This window comes from Lentzea kentuckyensis, assembly GCF_002150765.1.
GTDB lineage: Bacteria > Actinomycetota > Actinomycetes > Mycobacteriales > Pseudonocardiaceae > Lentzea > Lentzea kentuckyensis.
Genome location: NZ_MUYM01000072.1, coordinates 99,569 through 121,974 on the forward strand (window position 1 = coordinate 99,569; position 22,406 = coordinate 121,974).

The 22,406-nt window shown below is 68.8% G+C and carries 14 protein-coding genes; 9 read left to right on the plus strand and 5 right to left on the minus strand.

Going from position 1 to position 22,406, the window contains the following annotated elements; genetic code table 11:
• Positions 1 to 89 precede the first annotated feature (89 nt).
• Together B0F77_RS31265 and B0F77_RS31270 are read right to left on the minus strand one after the other, a co-directional pair.
• Positions 90 to 1,130, minus strand: a complete 1,041-nt coding sequence (locus B0F77_RS31265) for a LacI family DNA-binding transcriptional regulator (RefSeq protein WP_086666594.1) — start codon at positions 1,128 to 1,130, stop codon at positions 90 to 92.
• Between the two features lie 142 nt (positions 1,131 to 1,272).
• On the minus strand, positions 1,273 to 2,046 hold the full coding sequence (locus B0F77_RS31270; RefSeq protein WP_086666595.1) for a FadR/GntR family transcriptional regulator: 774 nt from the start codon (positions 2,044 to 2,046) through the stop codon (positions 1,273 to 1,275).
• Positions 2,047 to 2,323: 277 nt separating this feature from the next.
• Between B0F77_RS31270 and B0F77_RS31275 the strand changes: the two genes are divergently transcribed.
• The gene (locus B0F77_RS31275; RefSeq protein ID WP_245848881.1) at positions 2,324 to 4,705 is read left to right on the plus strand and encodes an RICIN domain-containing protein; all 2,382 of its coding nucleotides are present in this window, start codon (positions 2,324 to 2,326) and stop codon (positions 4,703 to 4,705) included.
• Positions 4,706 to 4,805: 100 nt separating this feature from the next.
• On the opposite strand, the gene B0F77_RS31280 is transcribed toward B0F77_RS31275, so the two are convergent.
• On the minus strand, positions 4,806 to 6,131 hold the full coding sequence (locus B0F77_RS31280; RefSeq protein ID WP_086666596.1) for a glycoside hydrolase family 6 protein: 1,326 nt from the start codon (positions 6,129 to 6,131) through the stop codon (positions 4,806 to 4,808).
• Between the two features lie 391 nt (positions 6,132 to 6,522).
• Here B0F77_RS31280 and B0F77_RS31285 point away from each other — a divergent pair, with 391 nt between their 5' ends.
• The 8 genes from B0F77_RS31285 (at position 6,523) to B0F77_RS31320 (ending at position 18,857) form a co-directional block, all read left to right on the plus strand.
• Complete coding sequence (locus tag B0F77_RS31285; protein WP_086666597.1) at positions 6,523 to 7,890, plus strand: glycoside hydrolase family 10 protein; 1,368 nt, start codon at positions 6,523 to 6,525, stop codon at positions 7,888 to 7,890.
• Between the two features lie 92 nt (positions 7,891 to 7,982).
• The gene (locus B0F77_RS31290) at positions 7,983 to 9,356 is read left to right on the plus strand and encodes a glycoside hydrolase family 43 protein (RefSeq protein ID WP_086666598.1); all 1,374 of its coding nucleotides are present in this window, start codon (positions 7,983 to 7,985) and stop codon (positions 9,354 to 9,356) included.
• Positions 9,326 to 10,672: an extracellular catalytic domain type 1 short-chain-length polyhydroxyalkanoate depolymerase gene (locus B0F77_RS31295; RefSeq protein WP_245848883.1), complete on the plus strand. Its 1,347-nt coding sequence runs from the start codon at positions 9,326 to 9,328 to the stop codon at positions 10,670 to 10,672. Before B0F77_RS31290 ends, B0F77_RS31295 begins: the two co-directional genes overlap by 31 nt.
• 34 nt (positions 10,673 to 10,706) lie before the next feature.
• Complete coding sequence (locus B0F77_RS31300) at positions 10,707 to 13,559, plus strand: glycosyl hydrolase family 95 catalytic domain-containing protein (RefSeq protein WP_086666600.1); 2,853 nt, start codon at positions 10,707 to 10,709, stop codon at positions 13,557 to 13,559.
• 43 nt (positions 13,560 to 13,602) lie between these two features.
• Positions 13,603 to 14,892, plus strand: a complete 1,290-nt coding sequence (locus tag B0F77_RS31305) for a CE1 family esterase (RefSeq protein ID WP_086666601.1) — start codon at positions 13,603 to 13,605, stop codon at positions 14,890 to 14,892.
• 29 nt (positions 14,893 to 14,921) lie between these two features.
• Positions 14,922 to 16,211: a ricin-type beta-trefoil lectin domain protein gene (locus tag B0F77_RS31310; RefSeq protein ID WP_086666602.1), complete on the plus strand. Its 1,290-nt coding sequence runs from the start codon at positions 14,922 to 14,924 to the stop codon at positions 16,209 to 16,211.
• Positions 16,212 to 16,263: 52 nt separating this feature from the next.
• Entirely contained in the window at positions 16,264 to 17,580 is a 1,317-nt protein-coding gene (locus B0F77_RS31315; protein WP_086666603.1) for a ricin-type beta-trefoil lectin domain protein, read from the plus strand.
• Positions 17,580 to 18,857: a ricin-type beta-trefoil lectin domain protein gene (locus B0F77_RS31320; RefSeq protein WP_086666604.1), complete on the plus strand. Its 1,278-nt coding sequence runs from the start codon at positions 17,580 to 17,582 to the stop codon at positions 18,855 to 18,857. Before B0F77_RS31315 ends, B0F77_RS31320 begins: the two co-directional genes overlap by 1 nt.
• A gap of 448 nt (positions 18,858 to 19,305) precedes the next feature.
• On the opposite strand, the gene B0F77_RS31325 is transcribed toward B0F77_RS31320, so the two are convergent.
• Together B0F77_RS31325 and B0F77_RS31330 are read right to left on the minus strand one after the other, a co-directional pair.
• Positions 19,306 to 20,307 (minus strand): LacI family DNA-binding transcriptional regulator, encoded by a 1,002-nt coding sequence (locus B0F77_RS31325; RefSeq protein WP_086666605.1) that lies wholly within the window; start codon positions 20,305 to 20,307, stop codon positions 19,306 to 19,308.
• 104 nt (positions 20,308 to 20,411) lie between these two features.
• A complete protein-coding gene (locus tag B0F77_RS31330) occupies positions 20,412 to 22,142 on the minus strand; it encodes a glycoside hydrolase family 6 protein (protein WP_086666606.1) in 1,731 nt (576 codons plus the stop codon).
• Between the last annotated feature and the right edge of the window lie 264 nt (positions 22,143 to 22,406).

Sequence of the window (22,406 nt, forward strand, 5' to 3'; positions counted from 1 at the left end):
GAATTTCCGTTCGATACAAGGAAATCATCTACCTGCACAACGTGGCGTCAAGGACACCCCACCTTGGGCTGTTAGCGTGAACATGCGGTTCACTCGCGTGGCGCCGCGACCGAGCCACCCTCACGCACCGGCATCGGCACCCGGTGGATCATCGGCGCGCGGACACCGCGCCCGCGCCGGACGACCAGGTCCACCAGGACCCGCACCGCCCACGCACCGAGCTCGTAGTGCGGCAGGGCGATCGTGGTGAGCCGCGGCCGCATCCACGAGGCGACCGGATGGTCCTCGAACCCGACCAGCGAGACGTCCTCCGGCACCGAGAGCCCGGCTTCGGCGAGCGCCTGATACGCACCGGACGCCAGGTGGTCGTTCAGGCACACCAGCGCTTTGGGCCGGTGCGTCCGCAACAGTTCCGCGGTGGCTTCGAAGCCGCACTCTTGTGTCCACTTCGGACACGACCGCGCGCCGGCCACCTCGGCCCCGGCCGCGGCGAAGACCTCGCGCAGACCGAGCAGGCGCTCCGCGGCCGCGATGCCGTGCGGCGGGGTCTCGTTCCGGTACTGCCCTGCGCCGATCAGGTGAATGTCGCGGTCGTGCCCGGCCTCGACCAGGACGCGCGCGGCCGAACGGCCCGCCTGCACCTCGTCGGGCAACACCGACGGAATGGCCAGTGGGGTCCTGGGGGTGGCGTTGAGCAGCACGGCGGGCGCGTCGTACAGACCGTCCGGCACAGCGACCGGTCTGGTGTGCGTGGACGCGAACACCACGCCGTCCGCGCGCCGGTCCTGCATCGCGTCGACCAGCGTCCGTTCGACCACCGGATCTCCACCGGACTCGCCGACGAACAACATGAACCCATGCCGGTACGCGGCGTCCACCGCGCCCTTGACCATGTCGGCGGCCCAGCCGGACGACGCCACGGTGTCCGACACGAACCCGAGCGTCTGCGTGCGTCCGGCTCGCGACCCCGTCGAGAGGAGGTTGCGCCGATAACCCAGTTCCTGCGCCGTCGAGCGCACCCGCCGCTCGGCTTCGGCCGAGATGCGCAGCTCTCGCGCCCGTCCGGTGAGGACGAGCGACGCCGTCGTCACCGAGACTCCGCTCGCCGCCGCGATGTCGGCCAATGTCACGCGCGTTCGTCCCACAGCGGATCCGCCTCCCGTTGTCGTACGGGCTCGGCCGCGTTTCAGGCAGCCGAGTTCCACGAAATGCTTGCAAGCACCCGTTTTCGCCGAACGGCCCTCGGCGGAGGGGACCGTCCGGCGAGCACACTCACCGCTTCAGACGACCGGGTTCCCCGGCGTCGCCGCGACGAACGAGCCACGCCTCGGTGATGTGGGTGAACATGGCGTCGGCCGCACCGGCCGCGTCCTGGGCGACGATGTTTTCGAAAATGCGCCGGTGCCCCGCGTTCGAGGCCCTGCACAGGTCACGGCCGCTCCTGCCGAGGTAGCCGGCGGCGGTGATGGCCTGTCGTTCCAGCGAGCGCACGACGCCGCGGGCGATGCGGTTGCCCGACGCCTGCATGATCGTGTCGTGGAAGAGGCGGTCCTGCTCCTCGTACACCGGAACGTCGTCGAAGAGCTCGTCCATCCTCTCCACCAGTTCTCGCAACCGTTCGATGGTGTCCCCGTCGGCGGTGCGCGCGGCGACCTGCGCCATGTCGGACTCCAGCAACCGCCGGGTGACGACGAGGTCGTCGAGGATCGCGAGGCTCTCGTCCTCGGCGATCGTGGCGGCGAGCACCAGTTCGTCGAGCATGTTCCACCGCACCGGTGGGTTGACCGTCGTGCCCGAGCCCTGGCGCACCACGACCAAACCCTTCTCCTGCAGGACTTTCACCGCCTCGCGGATCACCGTCCTGCTGACCGAGAAGGTCTCGCAGAGCACCGGCTCTGGAGGCAGGGTGACGCCGGTGGCGTAGCTGCCGCGGACGATGCGCTGCACGAGCTCGGCGGTGACCGCCACGGCGAGGCTGGCCGGTCTGCGGGTCCACTCCGGGGTCGCTGACGTGCCCTGTGCCGGTTGCCGACCTGTCGTTGTCATCTTCGACTCCGTTGTGCCGCAGTCCGTCGATCAGGGTCCCACAGTATACGTAACACCATTGACGTCACACGTCATACGAGTTACGTTCGCGTTGTGCTACACCGGCCGCCGACAGCCGGCTTCTCCTGGAGAAGTGAGCCGCGATGGAGCAGCGCCCACTCCACTTCATCCGAGTGCGGAAGCGCTCTCGCGCCAGCACGGCCATCACCGTCCACAAAGGACACGCAGCTGCCCCGCCCGCCGCCACGGGAGGCCGAACCACACCTCAGGAGGTCCCTTGTCCACGTCCTCGTTCCCCGCAGCGCGGCGGCGAACGGCACTCGCCGCCGTCGCGGTGGTGGTGACCGCCGCGATAGCCACCGCTCCCCCGGCCTCGGCCGCCACCACGACCCTGTACGCCTCCCCCGCGGGCACCGGTACCGCCTGCACCGCCACCGAGCCGTGCTCGCTGCCGGCGGCGCAGGCCGCGGTGCGGTCCCGCAACAGCACGATGTCCGGCGACATCGTGGTGGAGCTCGCCGATGGCGTGTACCGGCTGTCGCAACCGTTTCGCCTGACGGCCGCGGACTCCGGCGGCAACGGCTACCGCGTGCTGTGGCAGGCCGCCGCGTCGGCGCGGCCCGTCATCACCGGCGCCAGAGCGGTCACCGGATGGTCGGTCGCCGACGCCGGGAAGAACATCTACCGGGCGAACGTCGGCACCGGTCTCGACAGCCGCCAGCTCTACGTCGACGGCATGATCGCGACTCGGGCGCGCACACAGGTGAACCGGTCCGACTTCTCCTTCACCGACACCGGCATGCGTTTCTCGAACGGTGCGCTGAACTATCTGAACAACCTGGCGAACCAGAACCGGGTCGAGGTGGAGAGCGTCAACTCGTTCACCGACCGGTACTCGCCGGTGCAGAGCATCAGCGGCAACTTCCTCACGATGCAACAACCCGCGTGGAACAACAACACTTTCGGCTACGACACGCTCAACAACCCGTTCCGCGCCGGACCGCTCTATCTGGCGAACGCGTACGAGTTCCTGGACGCGCCGGGCGAGTGGTATCTCAATCCCGGCACCGGCGTGCTGTATTACATCCCGCGTGCCGGGCAGAACATGAGCAATGTCAGCGTCGAACTCCCGACGTTGCAGTCGCTGGTCGACGTGGGCGGCACCTATGACGCGCCCGCGCACGACATCTCGTTCAGCGGAATCACCTTCACCGGCACGTCGTGGCTCGGCCCCAGCAGCAACCAGGGCTTCGCCGACCAGCAGACCGGTGCCTACATCGCCGGCAACTGGAACTGGCCGGCCGACCGGCTGAACTCGTGCAAGAGCGGCTGCCCGTTGTTCGAGGCGGTGCGCCCGCACTGGTCCCAGATGCCCGCGGCCGTGCAGATCTCCGCGGCCAGCCGCGTCACGTTCACCGACTCCCGCTTCGTCAACCTCGGGCAGACCGCGATCGGCATCGGCAACGACGCCAACGCGCACGCCAGTGGTGTCGGCCTGGGCGCGTCCAGCATCACGATCACCCGGTCGGAGATCGCCCAGAACTCGGCGGGCGGCGTCGTGGTCGGTGGCGTGCGCGCCGACGCGCACCACCCGAGCGACCAGCGGATGGTCAACCGGGACATCACGGTCAGCTACAACCGCGTCCACGACCTCGGCATCGAGTACCGGGGCATCGTGTCGGTGCTCAACACCTACGTCACCAACTCGACGGTGGCCAACAACGAGATCTACAACCTGCCGTACTCCGGCATCAACGTCGGCTACGGCTGGGGCTCCAACGACGCGGGCGGCAGCAACCACTACGCCAACCGAGGTCTGTACAACTACCAGCCCCGGTACTCCACGCCCACCACCGCGTCCGGCAACAAGCTGCTCAACAACTACGTCCACGACGTGATGCAGCAAATGACCGACGGCGGCTGCATCTACACCCTCGGCTGGAACCCGAACGCGGAGATCAGCGGCAACTACTGCCTGCGCACCAACGGGTTCTTCGGGCTCTACTTCGACGAGGGGTCCAAGTACTACCGCGCGACCGGCAACGTCTTCTCCGCCACCGGCACGTGGGCCACCGCGAACTACGGTGGCGGCGAGAACATGGGCAACTGGACGCTGACCGGCAACTGGTCGACCAACGGCAGCAGCAACATCTCCAACGGCGACCGCGGCAACGTCGTGAACAACAACACCGTCGTCCCGAACGGCAACTGGCCGGCCGGCGCGCAGGCCGTGATCGCCAACGCCGGACCGGGCGGTGGCGGTGGCGGCGGCGGCAAGGAGAACATCACCGTCGTCGGCACCCAGTCCGGCCGCTGCCTCGACGTCGCCGGCACGAGCAACAACACTCAGGCGAGGCTCTGGGACTGCGGCGGCAGCGCGAACCAGCGGTGGAACTACACGTCCGCCAAGCAGTTCACGATCGGTGGCAAGTGCCTGGACGCCAGCGGCAACGGCACGGCGAACGGCACCGCGGCGATTCTCTGGGACTGCCACGGCGGCCTGAACCAGCAGTGGAACGTCAACGCCGACGGCAGCGTGACCGGCGCGCAGTCCGGGCTCTGCCTCGACGCCAGCGGCAACGGGACCGTGAACGGCACGCTGATCCAGCTCTGGGCGTGCCACGGCGGCACGAACCAGCAGTGGAGCCTGCGCGCCTGACCGAACAGTCCACATGCGACGGTTCCCCGTCCCGGCCGGTCGAGGTCGGGGCGGGGAACCGTTTTTCTCCCTGTCGCCAGGCAGCCAGACAGTCATGCGGTCAGGAGCAGACAGTGCCGTTCAACGCCGGTGAGGCGAACGGTGGCGTCGTCCCGCTGTAGTTCGCGTTGTACCCGATGGTCACCTGTCCGCCGGCCGGCACCGAGCCGTTCCAGGTCGCATTGGTGACGCGGATGACGTCCCCGGTGTCGTTCCACGTCCCGTTCCAGCCCTGCTGGACGGTCACGCCGGGAGCGGAGAACGTGAAGGTCCAGCTGGTCAGGGCCGCGCCGCGGTTCTCGATCACGATCTCGGCGCCGTAGCCGCCCTGCCACGTACTGGTCAGGCGCTGGGTCGCCCGGCACCCGCCGCCGGGGTTGTTGCCCGTGGTCGTGGTGGTCGTCGTCGTGGTGGGGCCGGGCCCCGCCGCGATCGCGAGGTCGTAGGCCCGCTGCGGGACGAACTGACCGGCCGGCGCGATGCAGCCGTCCGCCTCGCCCGGCAGCTTCACCCACAGGAACGCGTCGATCCTCGAGTCACCGGTGTTCGCCGTGCTCGGGGTGCCGATCGCACGGCCCGGAGGATCGCACCACTCGGTGCCCTGCGGGCCGTTGCCGTTGCGGCTGGTGTCCACCACGGCCTTGAGGCGGCCGTCGCCGACGGCGTTGAGCACGTTCTTGGCGTAGTTCACCTCGTCGGAGGTGGAGCGGTAGTTCGACACGTTCGTCGAGATGCCGTCGGCGCTGTTCGAGACGTCCGCGCCACGCAGCCTGTTCGCGGCCTCCGCCGGGTTCAGCCACGCCGAGTTCCCGATGTCGAAGTACACCTTGGCCTGCGAGGACCCGGACTTCAGCTTCTTGCCCGCGTAGGCCATCGACGCCTTGGTCTGGTTCTGCTGGTCCGCGTTCTGGCAGTTGCTCATGATCGGCAGCACGTCCGGTTCCAGCACGATCGTGGCCGGCCGCCCGCCGAGCCCGGCCGCGACCTCGTCGACCCACGCCCGGTACGCCTGGTGGGACGGCGCCCCGCCACCGCTCGCGCCGCCGCAGTCGCGGTTGGGGATGTTGTAGACCACCAGGATCGGGATCTTCCCCGCCGACGCGGCCGCGCCGACGAACGAGCTGATCTCCGAGCGGATCGACGAGGTGTTGGTGGTCGTGTACCACCGAGCCTGCGGCACCGAGGCGATCCGGTCGCGGATGACCGCCGCCCGCGAGTCGCCGGGGTTGGCGGCCACCCATCTGGCGCTGGAGCTCATCGGGTCCACGTAGAACGCCGACTCCGCGGCGTTCACCGCGACGCCGCCGCCCACCGCGAGGGCGATGGTGCCGGCCAGGAGCACACCGGCGGCGGCGCTCGCGCCACCCGCGAGCTTCCACCGTGTCATGTTTTCGCTTGCTCTCATTCAGGTCCTCGCAGCGTCGTTGCTGGTGCGGGTACGGGTCAGATGTGAGAGCGCTCTCACACAGCGACGAACGCCGCGATGAAAGCGAGTTCAGGCTCGGGTCAATGTAGTCACGGCACCATGCTCGGTCAACGCTAAAATGTTAGCGCTAACTTTAGCAAAATCGATTCGCCTACCCCGACCAGAACTCATTCGACACTATTCGACGTGCAGATTGGGAGCGCTCCCTTGTTTTTGTAGCCCATTCAGCTCAATCTGCGCACAGAGTCCGCCGCACCTTCTTGTGAGCGTGAACATGAGGCTGCCACACTCCTGTACGGCGCATGTCCACCCATCACGCCCGCATTCCGGGCACGTTTTCGAAAGTGTGGAGATGAAACTGACATCGAGGTCAGTGTCACTAGTCCCGATCGTTTCGACAGTCGCGGCGACGGCACTCGGCGCAACCCTGATCATGGCAGGCAACGCGAACGCGGCGACCACTCTCGGCGCGGCGGCCCAGCAGAGCGGCCGCTACTTCGGCACGGCGGTGGCCGCGGGCAGGATGGGTGACTCGACCTACATCGGGATCCTGAACCGCGAGTTCGACATGGTCACGGCCGAGAACGAGATGAAGATCGACGCGACCGAGCCGAGCCAGGGCCGGTTCACGTACGGCAACGCCGACCGGATCGTCAACCACGCGCGCACCCAGGGCAAGCGGGTGCGCGGGCACACCCTGGCGTGGCACTCGCAGCAACCCAGCTGGATGCAGGGCATGTCCGGCACCGCGCTGCGCAACGCGATGCTGAACCACGTCACGCAGGTCGCGACCAACTTCCGCGGCAAGATCTACGCCTGGGACGTGGTGAACGAGGCCTTCGCCGACGGCAGCAGCGGCGGCCGGCGTGACTCCAACCTCCAGCGCACCGGCAACGACTGGATCGAGGCCGCGTTCCGCGCGGCCCGTGCGGCGGACCCCGGCGCGAAGCTCTGCTACAACGACTACAACACCGACGACTGGTCCCACGCCAAGACCCAGGGCGTCTACCGGATGGTGCAGGACTTCAAGTCCCGCGGCGTGCCCATCGACTGCGTCGGGTTCCAGTCCCACTTCAACCCCCAGAGCCCGGTTCCCTCCAACTACCAGACGACCCTGCAGAACTTCGCCAACCTCGGCGTCGACGTGCAGATCACCGAGCTGGACATCGAGGGCAACGGCAGCGCTCAGGCCTCCAACTACGACCGCGTGACGCGAGCCTGTCTCGCCGTGTCGCGGTGCACCGGCATCACGGTGTGGGGTATCCGCGACAGCGACTCCTGGCGTGCTTCCGGCACCCCGCTGCTGTTCGACAACAGCGGCAACAAGAAGGCCGCGTACAACTCGGTGCTCACCGCGTTGAACGCGGGCGGCTCCGGTCCCACGACGACGACCACCACGACGTCGAGCGATCCCGGCCCCGGGCCTGGTCCTGGTGACTGCACCGCGTCGGTGTCGCTGAACCAGTGGGGCGAAGGGTTCGTCGCCACCGTCAAGGTCACCGCCGGTTCCTCCGCACTGAGCGGCTGGCGGGTCACGACCACCGTGTCGAACGGCACCGTCACCAGTTCCTGGAGCGCCAACCGCAGCGGCACCAGCGGAACGGTCAACTGGACCAATGTGGACTACAACGGCAGCGTCGCCGCCGGCCAGTCCACCGAGTTCGGTTTCCAGGGCACCGGAAGCGGATCGGGCCTCAACCCGACCTGCGCCGCGAGCTGACCTTCCGCACCACACAACAGGAGAGGACCGCCCCGCGGATCGGCCGAACAGCCCGGTCCGCGGGTGCCTCCTCCGCCCTCGGGGAGACGATGATGGCCACGAAACGAAGGTTCTGGACGACCATCGCCGCGGTGACGGGCCTCGTCCTGACGGTGATCGCCCCGGCGAGGGCGGACAACCCGATCGTGCAACACATCTACACCGCCGATCCGGCGCCGTTGGTCCACAACGGACGGGTCTACCTCTACACCGGGCACGACGAGGACAACTCGACCTGGTTCACCATGAAGGAGTGGCGGGTCTGGTCGTCGACCGACATGGTGAACTGGACCGACCACGGCTCACCCATGAGCCTCGCCACCTTCAGCTGGGCGAAGCAGGACGCGTGGGCCGGGCAGGCGATCGAGCGCAACGGCAAGTTCTACTGGTACGTCCCCGTCGTCACGAAGGCGACCGGACGCCCGGCGATCGGGGTCGGCGTCGCCGACAGCCCCACCGGCCCGTTCCGCGACGCCATCGGCCGACCCCTGGTGGAGAACGGCGAGATCGACCCGACGGTCATGATCGACGACGGTGGTCAGGCGTACCTGTACTGGGGCAACCCGAACCTGTCGTACGTCCGCCTCAACGCCGACATGATCTCCTACTCCGGCGGCATCAACCGGATCCCGCTCACCACGGCAGGGTTCGGCACCCGCACCGGTGACCCGAACCGGCCCACCCTCTACGAGGAAGGGCCCTGGGTCTACAAGCGCAACGGCCTGTACTACAACGTTTTCGCGGCCAAGTGCTGCTCGGAGTTCATCGCGTACTCCACGGCCCCCGGCCCCACCGGCCCGTGGACCTACCGCGGCACCGTGATGCCCACGCAGGGCAGCAGCTTCACCAACCACCCCGGCATCATCGACTTCAAGGGCAGCTCGTACTTCTTCTACCACAACGGTGCCCTGCCAGGCGGTGGTGGTTTCACCCGCTCCGTCGCGGTCGAGAAGTTCAGCTACAACGCCGACGGCACGATCCCGACGATCAACATGACCACGGCAGGACCTCCCGCCGCGGACACGCTCAACCCTTATGTCCGCCAGGAAGCGGAGACGATCGCGTGGGGCAGCGGCATCGAGACCGAGGTCGCCGGCGAAGGCGGCATGAACGTCGGCTTCATCAACAACGGTGACTACATCAAGGTGAGGAACGTGGCCTTCGGAGCCGGCGCGAACCTCTTCGCCACGCGCGTCGCGTCCACCACCGCGGGCAGCTCGGTCGAGGTCCGCTCGGACGGCCCGAACGGTCCGCTCGCGGGCCGGTGCACCGTGCCCAACACGGGCGGCTGGCAGACCTGGACCACCGTCTCGTGCCCGGTGAGCGGACTGACCGGCACCCGTGATCTCTACCTGAGGTTCAGCGGTGGCAGCGGTTACCTGCTCAACATGAACTGGTGGACGTTCGGCACGGCAGGCGTGTCATGAACGCCCGGTCGCGTCCGGACAGGTTCACCATCACGGCGCTCATCGCGGCGCTGGTGCTGCTGATCACCGCCATCGCGCTTTCGCTGGTGCCACAACCGGCGCTGGCCGCGTCGCTGGCGCGGGTCACCAACTTCGGCACCAACCCGACCGGCCTGAACATGTACGTCTACGCACCGGACCGGGTCGCGGCCCGCCCGGCGATGCTCGTGATGGTGCACTACTGCAGCGGTTCCGCGAGCGCCGTGCACAACGGCAACGGCCGCGACTACGTCACCGCCGCGGACCGCCTCGGGTACGTGATCGTGTACCCGGAGGCCACCAGGGACGGTCACTGCTTCGACGTGTCCACCCCGAACGCGTTGCGCCGCAACGGAGGTGGCGACTCGACGGGGATCATGTCGATGGTGTCGTACGCGCGCCAGCGCTACAACGTCGACCCCGCACGCATCGTCGTCGCCGGTTTCTCGTCCGGCGCGATGATGACCAACGTCCTGGCCGCGCAGTACCCGGACGTGTTCAGCGCGGGCTCGGCGTTCTCCGGCGTCCCGGCCGGCTGTTTCGCGACGACGAACGGCTCGCTGTGGAACAGCCAGTGCTCGGGCGGAAACCTGCTGAAGACCCCACAGCAGTGGGGTGACCAGGCCAGGGCCATGTATCCGGGCTACACCGGCCGTTACCCGCGAATGCAGCTGTGGCACGGGACGACCGACACCACGCTGGCGTACCCGAACTTCGGCGAGGAACTCGACCAGTGGACCAACCTCCACGGGGTGAGCAGGACTCCCGCGTCCACCGACCAGCCGCAGCCGAGCTGGACCCGCACGCGCTACGGCACCACCGGCACCACGGCGACCATCGAGGGCATCAGCATCCAGGGCACCGGGCACAGCCTGCCGATGGGCGGGATGCTCGCCTACTCCATCGCCTTCCTGGGCCTGGACACGCCACCCACCACGACAACCACGACAACCACGACGACGACAACGCCGGTGCCCACTGACGGTTGCCGGGTCACCGCTTCGGTCAGCCCCTGGAACACCGGCCTGACCGAGACGATCACCATCACCAACACGTCCACCACCGCGGTGAACGGCTGGCAGCTGCGGTTCACCCTGCCCGGCGGGCAGACCATCACCGGAGGCTGGAGCGCGGGCTACTCCCCCACCACCGGCGAGGTGACCGCGCGCAACGTCGACTACAACGCGCAGATTCCGCCGAACGGTTCGGTGCAGATCGGGTTCCAGGCCACGCACACCGGGGACAGCGCGGCCGCGAGCGGATTCACGCTCAACGACGAGCACTGCGCCGCGGGCTGATCCGGCTTCCCCTCTCGACCACTGGAGGACCGACATGTCCGACCTGAACCGGCGGCAGCTCATGAAGCTCGGCGCGGGGGTCGTGCTGACGCAGGCGGGGTGGACGGCCATCAGCACCGCCTCGGCGGCACCCGCGGAGGTGCGGGCGGCGAACGACCTCGCGCTCTGGTACGACCGCCCGGCCGGCAACGACTGGCTGCGCGCGTTGCCGATCGGCAACGGCCGGCTGGGCGCGATGGTCTTCGGCAACACCGACACCGAACGCCTGCAGCTCAACGAGGACACGCTCTGGGCGGGCGGCCCGCACGACTACAGCAACCCGCGGGGTGCCGGGTCCCTGGCCCAGATCCGGCAGCTGGTGTTCTCGAACCAGTGGACGCAGGCGCAGTCGCTGATCGACCAGACGATGCTGGGCAACCCGGCCGGGCAGCTCGCCTACCAGCCGGTCGGCGACCTCAAACTGGCGCTGCCGTCCGCGACCGCGACCGGGTACCAGCGCTCACTCGATCTCACGACGGCGACGACGGTCGTCACCTACACGGCGAACAACGTGCGTTACCGGCGCGAGGTCTTCGCGAGCGCGCCGGACCAGGTGATCGTCATGCGGCTGACCGCGGAGACGCCGGGATCGGTCTCGTTCACCGCGTCGTTCGGCTCACCCCAGCGCACGACGACGTCGAGTCCGGACGGCACGACGATCGCGTTGGACGGGATTTCCGGTACCCAGCGCGGAATCGCGGGCACGGTGCGGTTCCTCGCGCTGGCCAAGGCCGTCGCCGAGGGCGGCTCGGTCACCAGTTCCGGCGGCACGTTGCGGGTGAGCAACGCCAACGCGGTGACCGTGCTGATCTCCATCGGCACCAGTTACGTGGACTTCCGCACGGTCAACGGTGACTACCAGGGCATCGCCCGCAGCCGCCTGAACTCCGCGCAGGGCCAGGCCTTCGACACCCTGCGGGCCCGCCACGTCGCCGACTACCAGGCGTTGTTCGGGCGCGTGACGCTCGACCTCGGGCGCACGGCGGCGGCCGACCAGCCCACGGACGTCCGCATCACCCGGCACGCGAGCACCGCCGACCCGCAGTTCTCCGTGCTGCTGTTCCAGTACGGCAGGTACCTGCTGATCTCGTCGTCGCGCCCCGGCACGCAACCGGCGAACCTGCAGGGCATCTGGAACGACCAGATGGCACCGTCGTGGGACTCGAAGTACACGATCAACGCCAACCTGCCGATGAACTACTGGCCCGCGGACACCACCAACCTCGGCGAGTGCTTCCAGCCGGTGTTCCGGATGATCAACGACCTCACCGTCACCGGCGCCCGCACCGCGCAGGTGCAGTACAACGCGCGCGGCTGGGTCACCCACCACAACACCGACGCCTGGCGTGGTTCCTCGGTCGTCGACTTCGCCGCGGCGGGCATGTGGCAGACCGGCGGCGCGTGGCTGTCGACGTTGATCTGGGACCACTACCGGTTCACCGGCGACGTGGCCTTCCTGCGCACGTACTACCCGGCGCTCAAGGGATGCGCGCAGTTCTTCCTCGACACGCTCGTCACCGAGCCGAGTCTGGGTCACCTCGTCACCAACCCGTCGAACTCGCCGGAGCTCAACCACCACGCGAACGCCAGCGTGTGCGCCGGGCCGACGATGGACATGCAGATCCTGCGCGACCTGTTCGACGGGTACGCCAGCGCGTCCGAGGTGCTGGGTGTCGACGCCGACTTCCGCACGCAGGTCCGGGCGGCCCGGCAACGGCTGGCCCCGACGAAGGTCGGCTCGCGCGGCAACGTCATGGAGTGGCTCTACGACTGGGTCGAGACGGAACCGAACCACCGGCACGTCTCGCACCTGTACGGCCTGCACCCGAGCAACCAGATCACCAAGCGCGGCACTCCCCAGCTGCACACCGCCGCACGCAGGACGTTGGAACTGCGCGGCGACGCGGGCACCGGGTGGTCCCTCGCCTGGAAGATCAACTACTGGGCGCGGCTCGAGGAGGGCACCAGGGCGCACGACCTGCTCCGGTCCCTGGTGACGACGGAACGCCTCGCGCCCAACATGTTCGACCTGCACCCGCCGTTCCAGATCGACGGCAACTTCGGCGCGACCTCCGGCATCGCGGAAATGCTGCTGCACAGCCACAACGGCGAGCTGCACGTCCTCCCCGCGCTGCCATCGGCGTGGTCGGCGGGCGGCGTCACGGGCCTGCGCGGACGCGGCGGCTACACGGTCGGCGCGACGTGGGCTGCCGACGGCGCCATCACCGTGTCCGTCACGCCGGACCGCGATGGCGCGGTCCGCGTTCGCAACCGGATCTTCACCGGCACGTTCGAGCTGCGTGACACCACCACCGGCACCGTGATCCAGCCGACGAAGCCGGAAGCCGACGTGGTGGAGTTCGCCGTCCAAACAGGACACACCTACCGCGCGACCGGTCAGGGCACCGGTTCCGGACCGGTGGTGCGGCCGGGCGTGTACTACCGGCTGGTGGCGCGGCACAGCGGCAAGTGCGCCGACATCGCCGGCGGGTCCACGGCGTCCGGCGCGCTGCTGCAGCAGTGGTCCCAGACCAGCGGGCTCAACCAGCAGTTCGACTTCCTCGACTCCGGCGGCGGCCACTACCGCGTCCGGGCCCGGCACAGCGGTCTGGTGCTCCAGGCTGCGAGCTCGAGCACCGGCGCCGACGTCACCCAGCAGGCCGACACCGGCGCGAGCGCCCAGCAGTGGCGCGTGACCGACCAGGGCGGCGGGGTGATCAGCCTGGTCAACCGGCAGAGCGGGCTCGCCCTCGACGTGTGGCAGGCCTCGACCGCCGACGGGGCCCGCATCTCCCAGTGGACCCCCAGCGGGGCCGAGAACCAGCGATTCCAACTCCAACCAGTCTGATGAACCGAAGGGACAACGATGTTCCACGACCAAAGGGCCAGCCATGTCCCGGCATAGGATCGCGCTCGCCCTCGCCGCGGCCAGTGCCGTGGTCTTCCTGGGCGCGGCGGGCATCGCGCTCGGCGGCACGACCCCCGGCCACGTCGGTGCGGCGGCGGGCACGGCCGGATGTGGCAAGGCGCCCGCTCTGACGAGCGGCCAGCACACCATCAACACCGGCGGCCAGAACCGTTCGTACATCCTGCGGCTGCCGCCGAGCTACGACAACAACCGCCAGTACCGGCTGTTCGTCGGCCTGCACTGGCTGGGCGGTACCGCCAACGACGTCGACTCCGGCGGTGGCGACGGCTACAACTGGTCGTACTACGGGCTGCGGAAGCTCGCGGACGCGGCGAACAACAGCACGATCTTCGTCGCCCCGCAGGGCAACAGCAACGGCTGGGCCAATCCCGGCGGCCAGGACCTGACGTTCATCGACGACCTCGTCCGGTTGCTGGACAACAGCCTGTGCGTCGACACCACCCAGCGCTTCGCCGGCGGCTTCAGCTACGGCGGCGGGATGTCGTACGCGATCGCCTGTGCCCGCGCCAACGTGTTCCGCGCGGTGGTCGTCTATTCCGGCGGGGTGCTCAGCGGTTGCAGCGGCGGCAACGATCCCATCGCCTACATGGGCATCCACGGCGTCAGCGACAACGTGCTCAACATCTCCCAGGGCCGGGGCATGCGCGACCGGTTCGTGCGCAACAACGGCTGCACAGCCCAGAACGCGCCAGAACCTCGTGCGGGCAGCCGGACGCACATCGTCACGAACTTCAGCGGCTGCCGGCCCGGCTATCCCGTGGTGTGGGCCGCGTTCGACGGCGGGCACACCCCCGGCCCGATCGACTCCGGCGGTGACGGCTGGCGCACCTGGACGTCCGGTGAGGCGTGGAAGTTCATCACGCAGTTCGAGGGCGGCGGCGGCCCGACGAGCACCACCACGACGACGACCACGACCTCGAACCCGCCCGGTGACGCGGACTGCAAGGTCAGCGACGCGATCAACGCGTGGAACAACGGCCTGACGTCGAACATCACCATCACGAACACGGGCACCGCGCCGATCAGCGGTTGGTCGCTGGTCTTCACCCTGCCAGGAGGCCAGAACATCACGTCCGGCTGGAGCGCCTCCTACTCCCCCGCCTCGGGCCAGGTGACGGCCAAGAACGTGAACTACAACGCCGACATCGCACCGAACGCGTCCATCACCGTCGGCTTCCAGGCCACCCACACCGGTGACGCCTCGGCGCCGACCTCGTTCGCCCTCAACGGCAAGACGTGCGCAGTCGCCTGACCATCACGAGAGAGAGTGCGTACAAACCCATGCGACAGAACAACATTCTTCGACGGGCGTGGTCGCTGATCGCGGCGGCCACGCTGGTCCTCTCCGGCGCCTCCGTCGCCCAGGCGCAGACGCCGGCCGATCCTGCCGCACTGGCTGGAACCCCAGGCTGCGGCAAGGCCCCGACGCTGCGCAACGGCAACCAGACGATCCAGAGCAGCGGCAAGAACCGCTCGTTCATCCTGAGCATCCCGGACAACTACGACAACACCCGGCAGTACCGGCTGGTCTTCGGCTTCCACTGGCTGGGCGGCACCTCCGATCAGGTGGCGGGCGGCGGCAGCGACGGCGCGGTCTACGCCCACTACGGGCTGAAGCAGCTGTCGAACAACTCGACGATCTTCGTCGCCCCGCAGGGCCTCGGCAACGGCTGGGGCAACTCGGGCGGCGAGGACGTCAGGTTCACCGACGACATGATCAGCCGGATCGAGAACGACCTCTGCGTCGACACCACGCAGCTCTTCTCGCTCGGCTTCAGCTACGGCGGCGCGATGAGCATCTCGCTCGCGTGCTCGCGCCCGAACGTCTTCCGCGCGATCGCCGCCATCGCGAGCCCCGGCGAGATCAGCGGCTGCGCGGGCGGCACCGCACCCGTGGCTTACATGGGCATCCACGGCATCAACGACAACATCGGCGGTGGACGCGGCCAACGCGACCGCTGGGTCCGCAACAACGGCTGCACACCCCAGAACGCCCCCGAACCCGGACCGAACAGCCGCACGCACATCACCACCGCGTACTCGGGCTGCAGGACCGGCTATCCGGTGGTCTGGGCCCCGTTCGACGGCGGCCACCAACAGGGACCGGTGGACGGGTGCGCGGGCTGTGAGAGCGGCGCCCGCAGCTGGGTCAAGGGCGAGGTGTGGAAGTTCTTCACCGGTGACACGACTCCCACCCCGACCGCGTTCCGGTTGCGCGGCGAGGCCTCCGGTCGTTGCCTCGACGTCAACGGCGCGAGCACGGCCAACGGCACCCAGATGATCACCTGGGACTGCCACAACAACGCCAACCAGCAGTTCACCCTCAACGGCCAAGCCCTGCAGGTGACCGGCAAGTGCGTCGAGGCACCCGCCAACGCCGGTTCCGGAACCCAAGCCCGCATCTGGGACTGCAACGGCAACGCGAACCAGAAGTGGAACCTCACCACCACCGGCACCATCACCAACGTCCAAACAGGACTGTGCCTCAACTCCACCAGCAACAACAACGGCGCCACCGTCACCGTGGCGACCTGCAACAACAGCAGCGGCCAACGCTGGGCCAAGGCTTAGCGGTCTGAGAAGGAAGGGACAACGATGTTCCAACAGCACAAGGGGCGCTGCCATGTCCCGGCGTAGGATCGTGATCGCCCTGGCCGCCGCGAGCGCTGTGGTGTTCCTCGGCGCGGCGGGCATCGCGCTGGGCGGGACGAACCCCGGAGCGACGGCGGGCACGGCCGGCTGCGGCAAGCCACCCGCACTGAGCAGCGGCCAGCACACCATCAACTCGGGCGGTCAGAACCGCTCGTACATCCTGCGGGTGCCGGCCAACTACGACAGCAACCGCCAGTACCGGCTCTACGTCGGCCTGCACTGGCGCGGCGGCACGGCCAACGACGTCGACTCCGGCGGATCCGACGGTTACAACTGGTCGTACTACGGCCTGCGGAAGCTCGCGGACGCGGCGAACAACGGCACGATCTTCGTCGCACCGCAGGGCAACGGCAACGGCTGGGCCAACCCCGGCGGGCAGGACCTGACGTTCATCGACGACATGATGAGGCAGCTGGAAGCGGGCCTGTGCGTCGACACGGCCCAGCGCTTCGCCAGCGGCTTCAGCTACGGCGGCGGCATGTCGTACGCGATCGCCTGCGCCCGCGCCAAGGTGTTCCGCGCGGTCGTGGTCTACTCGGGCGCCGAGCTCAGCGGCTGCAGCGGCGGCAACGATCCCATCGCCTACATGGGCATCCACGGCGTCAGCGACAACGTGCTCGGCATCGGCCTGGGCCGCGGGTTGCGCGACAGGTTCGTGCGCAACAACGGTTGCACGGCCCAGAACGCACCGGAACCGGGGGCGGGCAGCCGAACCCACATCATCACCAACTACAACGGCTGCCGGGCGGGCTACCCGGTGGTGTGGGCCGCGTTCGACGGCGGGCACACCCCCGGCCCGATCGACTCCGGTGGCGACGGCTGGCGCACCTGGACCTCCGGCGAGGCCTGGAAGTTCATCACCCAGTTCGAGGGCGGCGGCGGCCCGACGACCACCACGACGACGCCTCCCGACCCGACCACGTTCCGGCTGCGCGGCGAGGCCTCTGGCCGCTGTCTCGACGTGACCGGTGCGGGCACGGCAAACGGCACCCAGCTGATCATCTGGGACTGCCACACCAACGCCAACCAGCAGTTCACCCAGAACGGCCAGGCGTTGCAGGTGAGCGGCAAGTGCCTGGACGCGCCGAACAACGCGGGTTCCGGCACCCGAGTCCAGATCTGGGACTGCCACGGCGGTGCCAACCAGAGCTGGAACTTCACCGGCTCCGGCACCATCACCAGCGTCCAGACAGGACTGTGTCTCACCGCCGGCGGCACGGGCAACAACTCGGCCGTGACCGTGGCGACCTGTCAGGGCGGTACCAACCAGCGCTGGGCCAAGGCCTGATGCGGGCCTTTTCTGGAAGGCGGTGGCTGATCGCGGCAGCCACCGCCGCGCTGGTCCTCTCCGGCGTCGGCGTCGCCGGCGCGACCACCGCGGACCAGACCGCGCAGGCGACCCCCGGCTGTGGCAAGGCTCCCACGCTGCGCAACGGCAAACTGACGATCCAGAGCGGCGGCAAGAGCCGGTCGTTCATCCTGAGCATCCCCGACAACTACGACAACGCTCGCCAGTACCGCCTGGTCTTCGGCTTCCACTGGTACGGCGGCACGGCCGAGCAGGTGGCGGGCGGCGGCAGCGACGGTGACGTCTACGCCCACTACGGCCTGCGCCGGCTGGCCAACAACTCGACGATCTTCGTCGCGCCCCAGGGCCTCAACAACGGCTGGGCCAACTCCGGCGGCGAGGACGTCAGGTTCGTCGACGACATGATCAGCCGGATCGGCGGCGACCTCTGCGTGGACACCACCCAGGTCTTCGCACTGGGCTTCAGCTACGGCGCGGGCATGAGCGTCGCCCTCGCCTGCGCCCGCCCGGCCGTCTTCCGCGCGATCGTCTCCATCGCCGGTGGGGAGATCAGCGGGTGCGCGGGCGGTACCGCGCCCGTGGCGTTCATGGGCATCCACGGCCTCGGCGACAACATCGGCGGTGGCCGGGCCCTGCGGGACAGGTGGGTCCGCAACAACGGCTGCACCCCGCAGAACGCCCCCGAACCCGCACGCGGCAGCAACACCCACATCACCACCTACTACTCGGGCTGCAAGACCGGCTACCCGGTGGTGTGGGCACCCTTCGACGGCGGCCACCAGCAGGGCCCCGTGGACGGGTGCGCGGGCTGCGAAAGCGGTGCCCGCAGCTGGGTGAAGACGGAGGTCTGGAAGTTCTTCACCGGCGAGTCACCGCCGGCCCCGACCACGTTCCGGCTGCGCGGCGAGGCGTCCGGCCGCTGCCTCGACGTGACCGGCGCGGGCACCGCCAACGGCACCCAGCTGATCACCTGGGACTGCCACAGCAACGCCAACCAGCAGTTCACGCTCAACGGCCAGACGCTGCAGGTGAGCGGCAAGTGCCTGGACGCGCCGAACAACGCGGGTTCCGGCACCAGGGTGCAGATCTGGGACTGCAACGGTGGCGCCAACCAGAGCTGGAACGTCACCGGCTCCGGCACCATCACCAGCGTCCAGACAGGACTGTGCCTGCACTCCACCGGTACCGGCAACAACGCGGCCGTGACCGTGGCGACCTGTCAGGGCGGTGCCGACCAACGCTGGGCCAAGGCCTGAACGGCCTGACTGTCACAGTGGACCGGGTTGCGAGCACGCCGGATCTCCGGCGTGCTCGTACTCCTGGCACAGCTGAGGCTGCGACAACGCGGCCGCGACCATGGCGGTCTGACGAACCCGCGACGGCGACGTTGCAGGGCTGTGCGATCGCGGCGCTGACGAGCGCTGGGCCAAGGCCTCAGCGGCCCGACCGTCGTACCGCACCACTTGACCTCGTTCCGAGCACCCGGCCCCGATGGCGTCTGCAAGTACCACCAACTCAACATCAACAGGCACTTTGCTACTACCAACAAGCCTGTCCTGGACTGAGAGCACGGTGACGGGCCGCAGGCTGGCGATGAACGGTCCTTGCAGACGCCACTCGGCACCAGCTGGCACGGATGTTCCGGACAGGAGTTCTGGCCAGGCGCTTAGACCAAGACTTCGGCGGCTCGACCCTCACACCCGCTCACCTGACCTGGTTGCGAGCACCCCGGGACAGCTGAGGCGGCAACAGCACCGGCGACGGCGGCCTCCTCCGCCCGCCGATCTCGGCGACCAGCAGCTTCACCGCACGCCTGCCGAGCTCCTCAGCGGGCAGCCGCACCGAGGTGAGCGCAGGCGACATCCGTTCGGCGGTCTCGTCGGCGCAGATCGCCACCACGGCGATGTCACCCGGCACCTGGCGGCCGGCCGCGCGCAGGCACGTGACGATCCCGCCGAGCGCCGCCTCGTTGTGCACCACCAGCGCGGTCGTCGACGGGTTCGCCCGCACCAGCATCTCCACCGCCCTGAGCACCGCGTCGTGGCCCTCCTCGACGGGCAGGGCCGTCGCGGCGACACCCTGGCGCATCGCGGCCGCGCTGAAGCCGGCCATCGTCCGGTGGGCGAAGCCGGTGCCGTGGTACATCGCGCTGGGGCCGCCGAGGAACCCCACGCAGCGGTGACCGAGGCCGGCGAGGTGCTCGGCGCACTTCGCGCCCGCCGCCGCGAAGTCGAGGTCCACGCAGGTGAGGCCGTGCACGGCGGTCGTCCGTCCGATCAGGACGGACGGGGTGGACAGCTGTCGCAGCAACGGCACCCGGTCGTCGTCCGGCTCCTCGTCCACCACCAGGAAGCCGTCGACCTGGGCGCTGTTCGCGACCCTGCGCAGGTCCGGCGGACCGTCGTCCGCGCTCATCAGCAGCAGGTCCATCCCGTGCCCGCGCGCGGCGGTGGCGGCGCCGGTGACGATTCCCGTCACCACGGGTGGGTAGGTGCCCAGCCGGGCAGGGAGCACCAGGCCGATGACGTCGGCCCTGCCCCCGCCGAACGTCCTGGCGGCCGGGTGCGGCCGGTAGCCCAGCGATCTCATGCTCGCCCGGACCCTGGACCGCGTGCCCGGCGAGGTGGAACGTCTGCCCGTGAGCACGTAGGAAACGGTGCTCGGGGAGACCCCCGCGTGCCACGCGACCTCCGCGATGGTGACCACCCGGTCTCCTTTCCCGCTCACCGCGGGCCGGCAGCAGAACGCGATGGGGCTCCCGCGCGAGCGGAAGTCGCGCGGGAGCCCGGTTCTACGTCACAGCCCTGGTGTCACAGCGCCGGGTAGGCGTTGCGCATGAGCTCCTGGAACTGCGCGGAGAACCACTTGCCGGACAACGGCGCGTCCGGCAGAGCGCCCGACATGTTGTTGCCGTTGCGGACGTTCCCGGTGTAGGCCGGGTCGCACATCTTGTCGGCGCCCTTGCCCTCGTTGTTCGGGATCTCCTTGCTGGCACCGTCGGACTCGCCCGGCGGCTTCATCCACACGTAGGCGTCGATGCCCGCGGCGGGTGCGGCCTTCGGGCGTTCGCCCAGCCCGGCACCGGACTGGTTGCACCAGTTGCCGAGGTGGATGCGACGGTCCAGCCGGCCGCCGTTGACGTAGGTGTCCACCGTCGTCTTCGGTCCGGGACCGGTCGGACGCGCGGCGCCGCCCCATCCGTTGCGGCTGGTGTCGATGAGCATGCCGACGCCCGCGTCGAAGCCCGCCTGCACGGCGCGCTGCCGGAACGCCTGCGCGTAGGACAGCTCGTCGACGTAACGGTTCCAGTCCACCCACTTCGACTCGCGCACGGACTTGCCGTCCACGTTGTCGTTGATCGTGAAGTTGGGCTCGCGCACCGCGCCGTAGTTGGCGGTGTTGGCGATGAACCCGTGCACGTTCGCCTTGGTGCTGCCGGAGGCGTTCGCCGCCTGGTACAACAGCTCGGCCGTCGGGCCGAAGTTGTCGTCCCAGCCGATCCAGCCGTGGTGGCCGATGTCGAGGTAGTTGTAGACGTTCGGCACCGCGCCGAGCTTCGCGAGCGCGTAGCCGACACCGGTGATGTAGTTGCCGTTGGCCTTCATCACGTCGCACTGCGGCACGGCGGTCGGCCGCGGCGAGACGTTGGTGATCAGGTTCGGCAGCGAGTCGATCTCCACCGTCGTGACGATCCGCAGGTCCTTGTACGCGGGCTTGGCGAAGATCGCCGCGATCGGGTCGATGTACTCGGTCTTGTACCGGTCGATCTCGGTGGCCTTGAGCTCACCGTTGGACGCCAGCGCCGAGCAGTCCCGGCCCGGCAGGTTGTAGATCACGAACTGGATCGTGAGCGGTGAGCCCGCCGCCTGACGCACCGCCTCGTCCAGATGCCCTGCGATGCCACGGGAATCGACGGTGCCGGTGATCGCCGCGATGCGGTCGATCCACACACCGGTCGACTGGTTCGCGACCCTGCTGCCACCCGGCTCGGCGGCCGCCTTGGCCGACCAGTCCGGGTTGACGTACATCTTCGCGTTCGCGTACGGGTTGTCGACGCGGTTGCCGGGACCCGGTCCCGGACCGGGGTCACCGGTCGTCGTCGTGGTCGTCGGCGGCTGCTGGCCGGTGCAGACCGTGCCGTTCAACGTGAAGGACCCCGGATCCGCGTTCTCGGAACCGGTGTAGCTGCCGTTGAACCCGATCTCCGACGACGCGCCAGTGCCCAGGTTGCCGTTCCACGACATGCTCGTCGCGGTCACGTCCTGACCCGACTGCGACCAGTTGGCGCTCCACCCCTGGGACACCTTCTGCGTCCCGGGGAACGTGAACTTCAACGTCCAGGAGGACATGGCGTCACCGAGGTTGGTGATCTTCACCTTGCCGCCGAATCCGCCACCACCCCAGTTGCTCGCCGTGTAGTCGACACGGCAGCCGGCCGCGGCACCCGCGGGAGGCGCGCTCAGCGCCACCCCGAACGTCGCGACGGCGGCGGCGACCACGACGCCCGCCGCGGCCCACCGCCTTTGTCCGTTGAGCCTCATTGCCACGGATCTCCTGTCTGTCAACGTCGTTCGCCTCTGGGAGCGCTCCCAGACGTAACCGCACTGTAACTACGCCGCTAAACGACCAACCGACCCCTGGCGCAGCCGGTGCTGGTCCGAAAGGCGCTGTCCACTACCCGATTCGACGCATCACCGGATCGTCTGCCGGACTCCATGACTGCTCCACCCGAGTGGACTTATGGGAACGCTCCCAGACTTTTAGCATGATCGCGACGGAGGCCCGCTCACGACGCGAACGGGTGC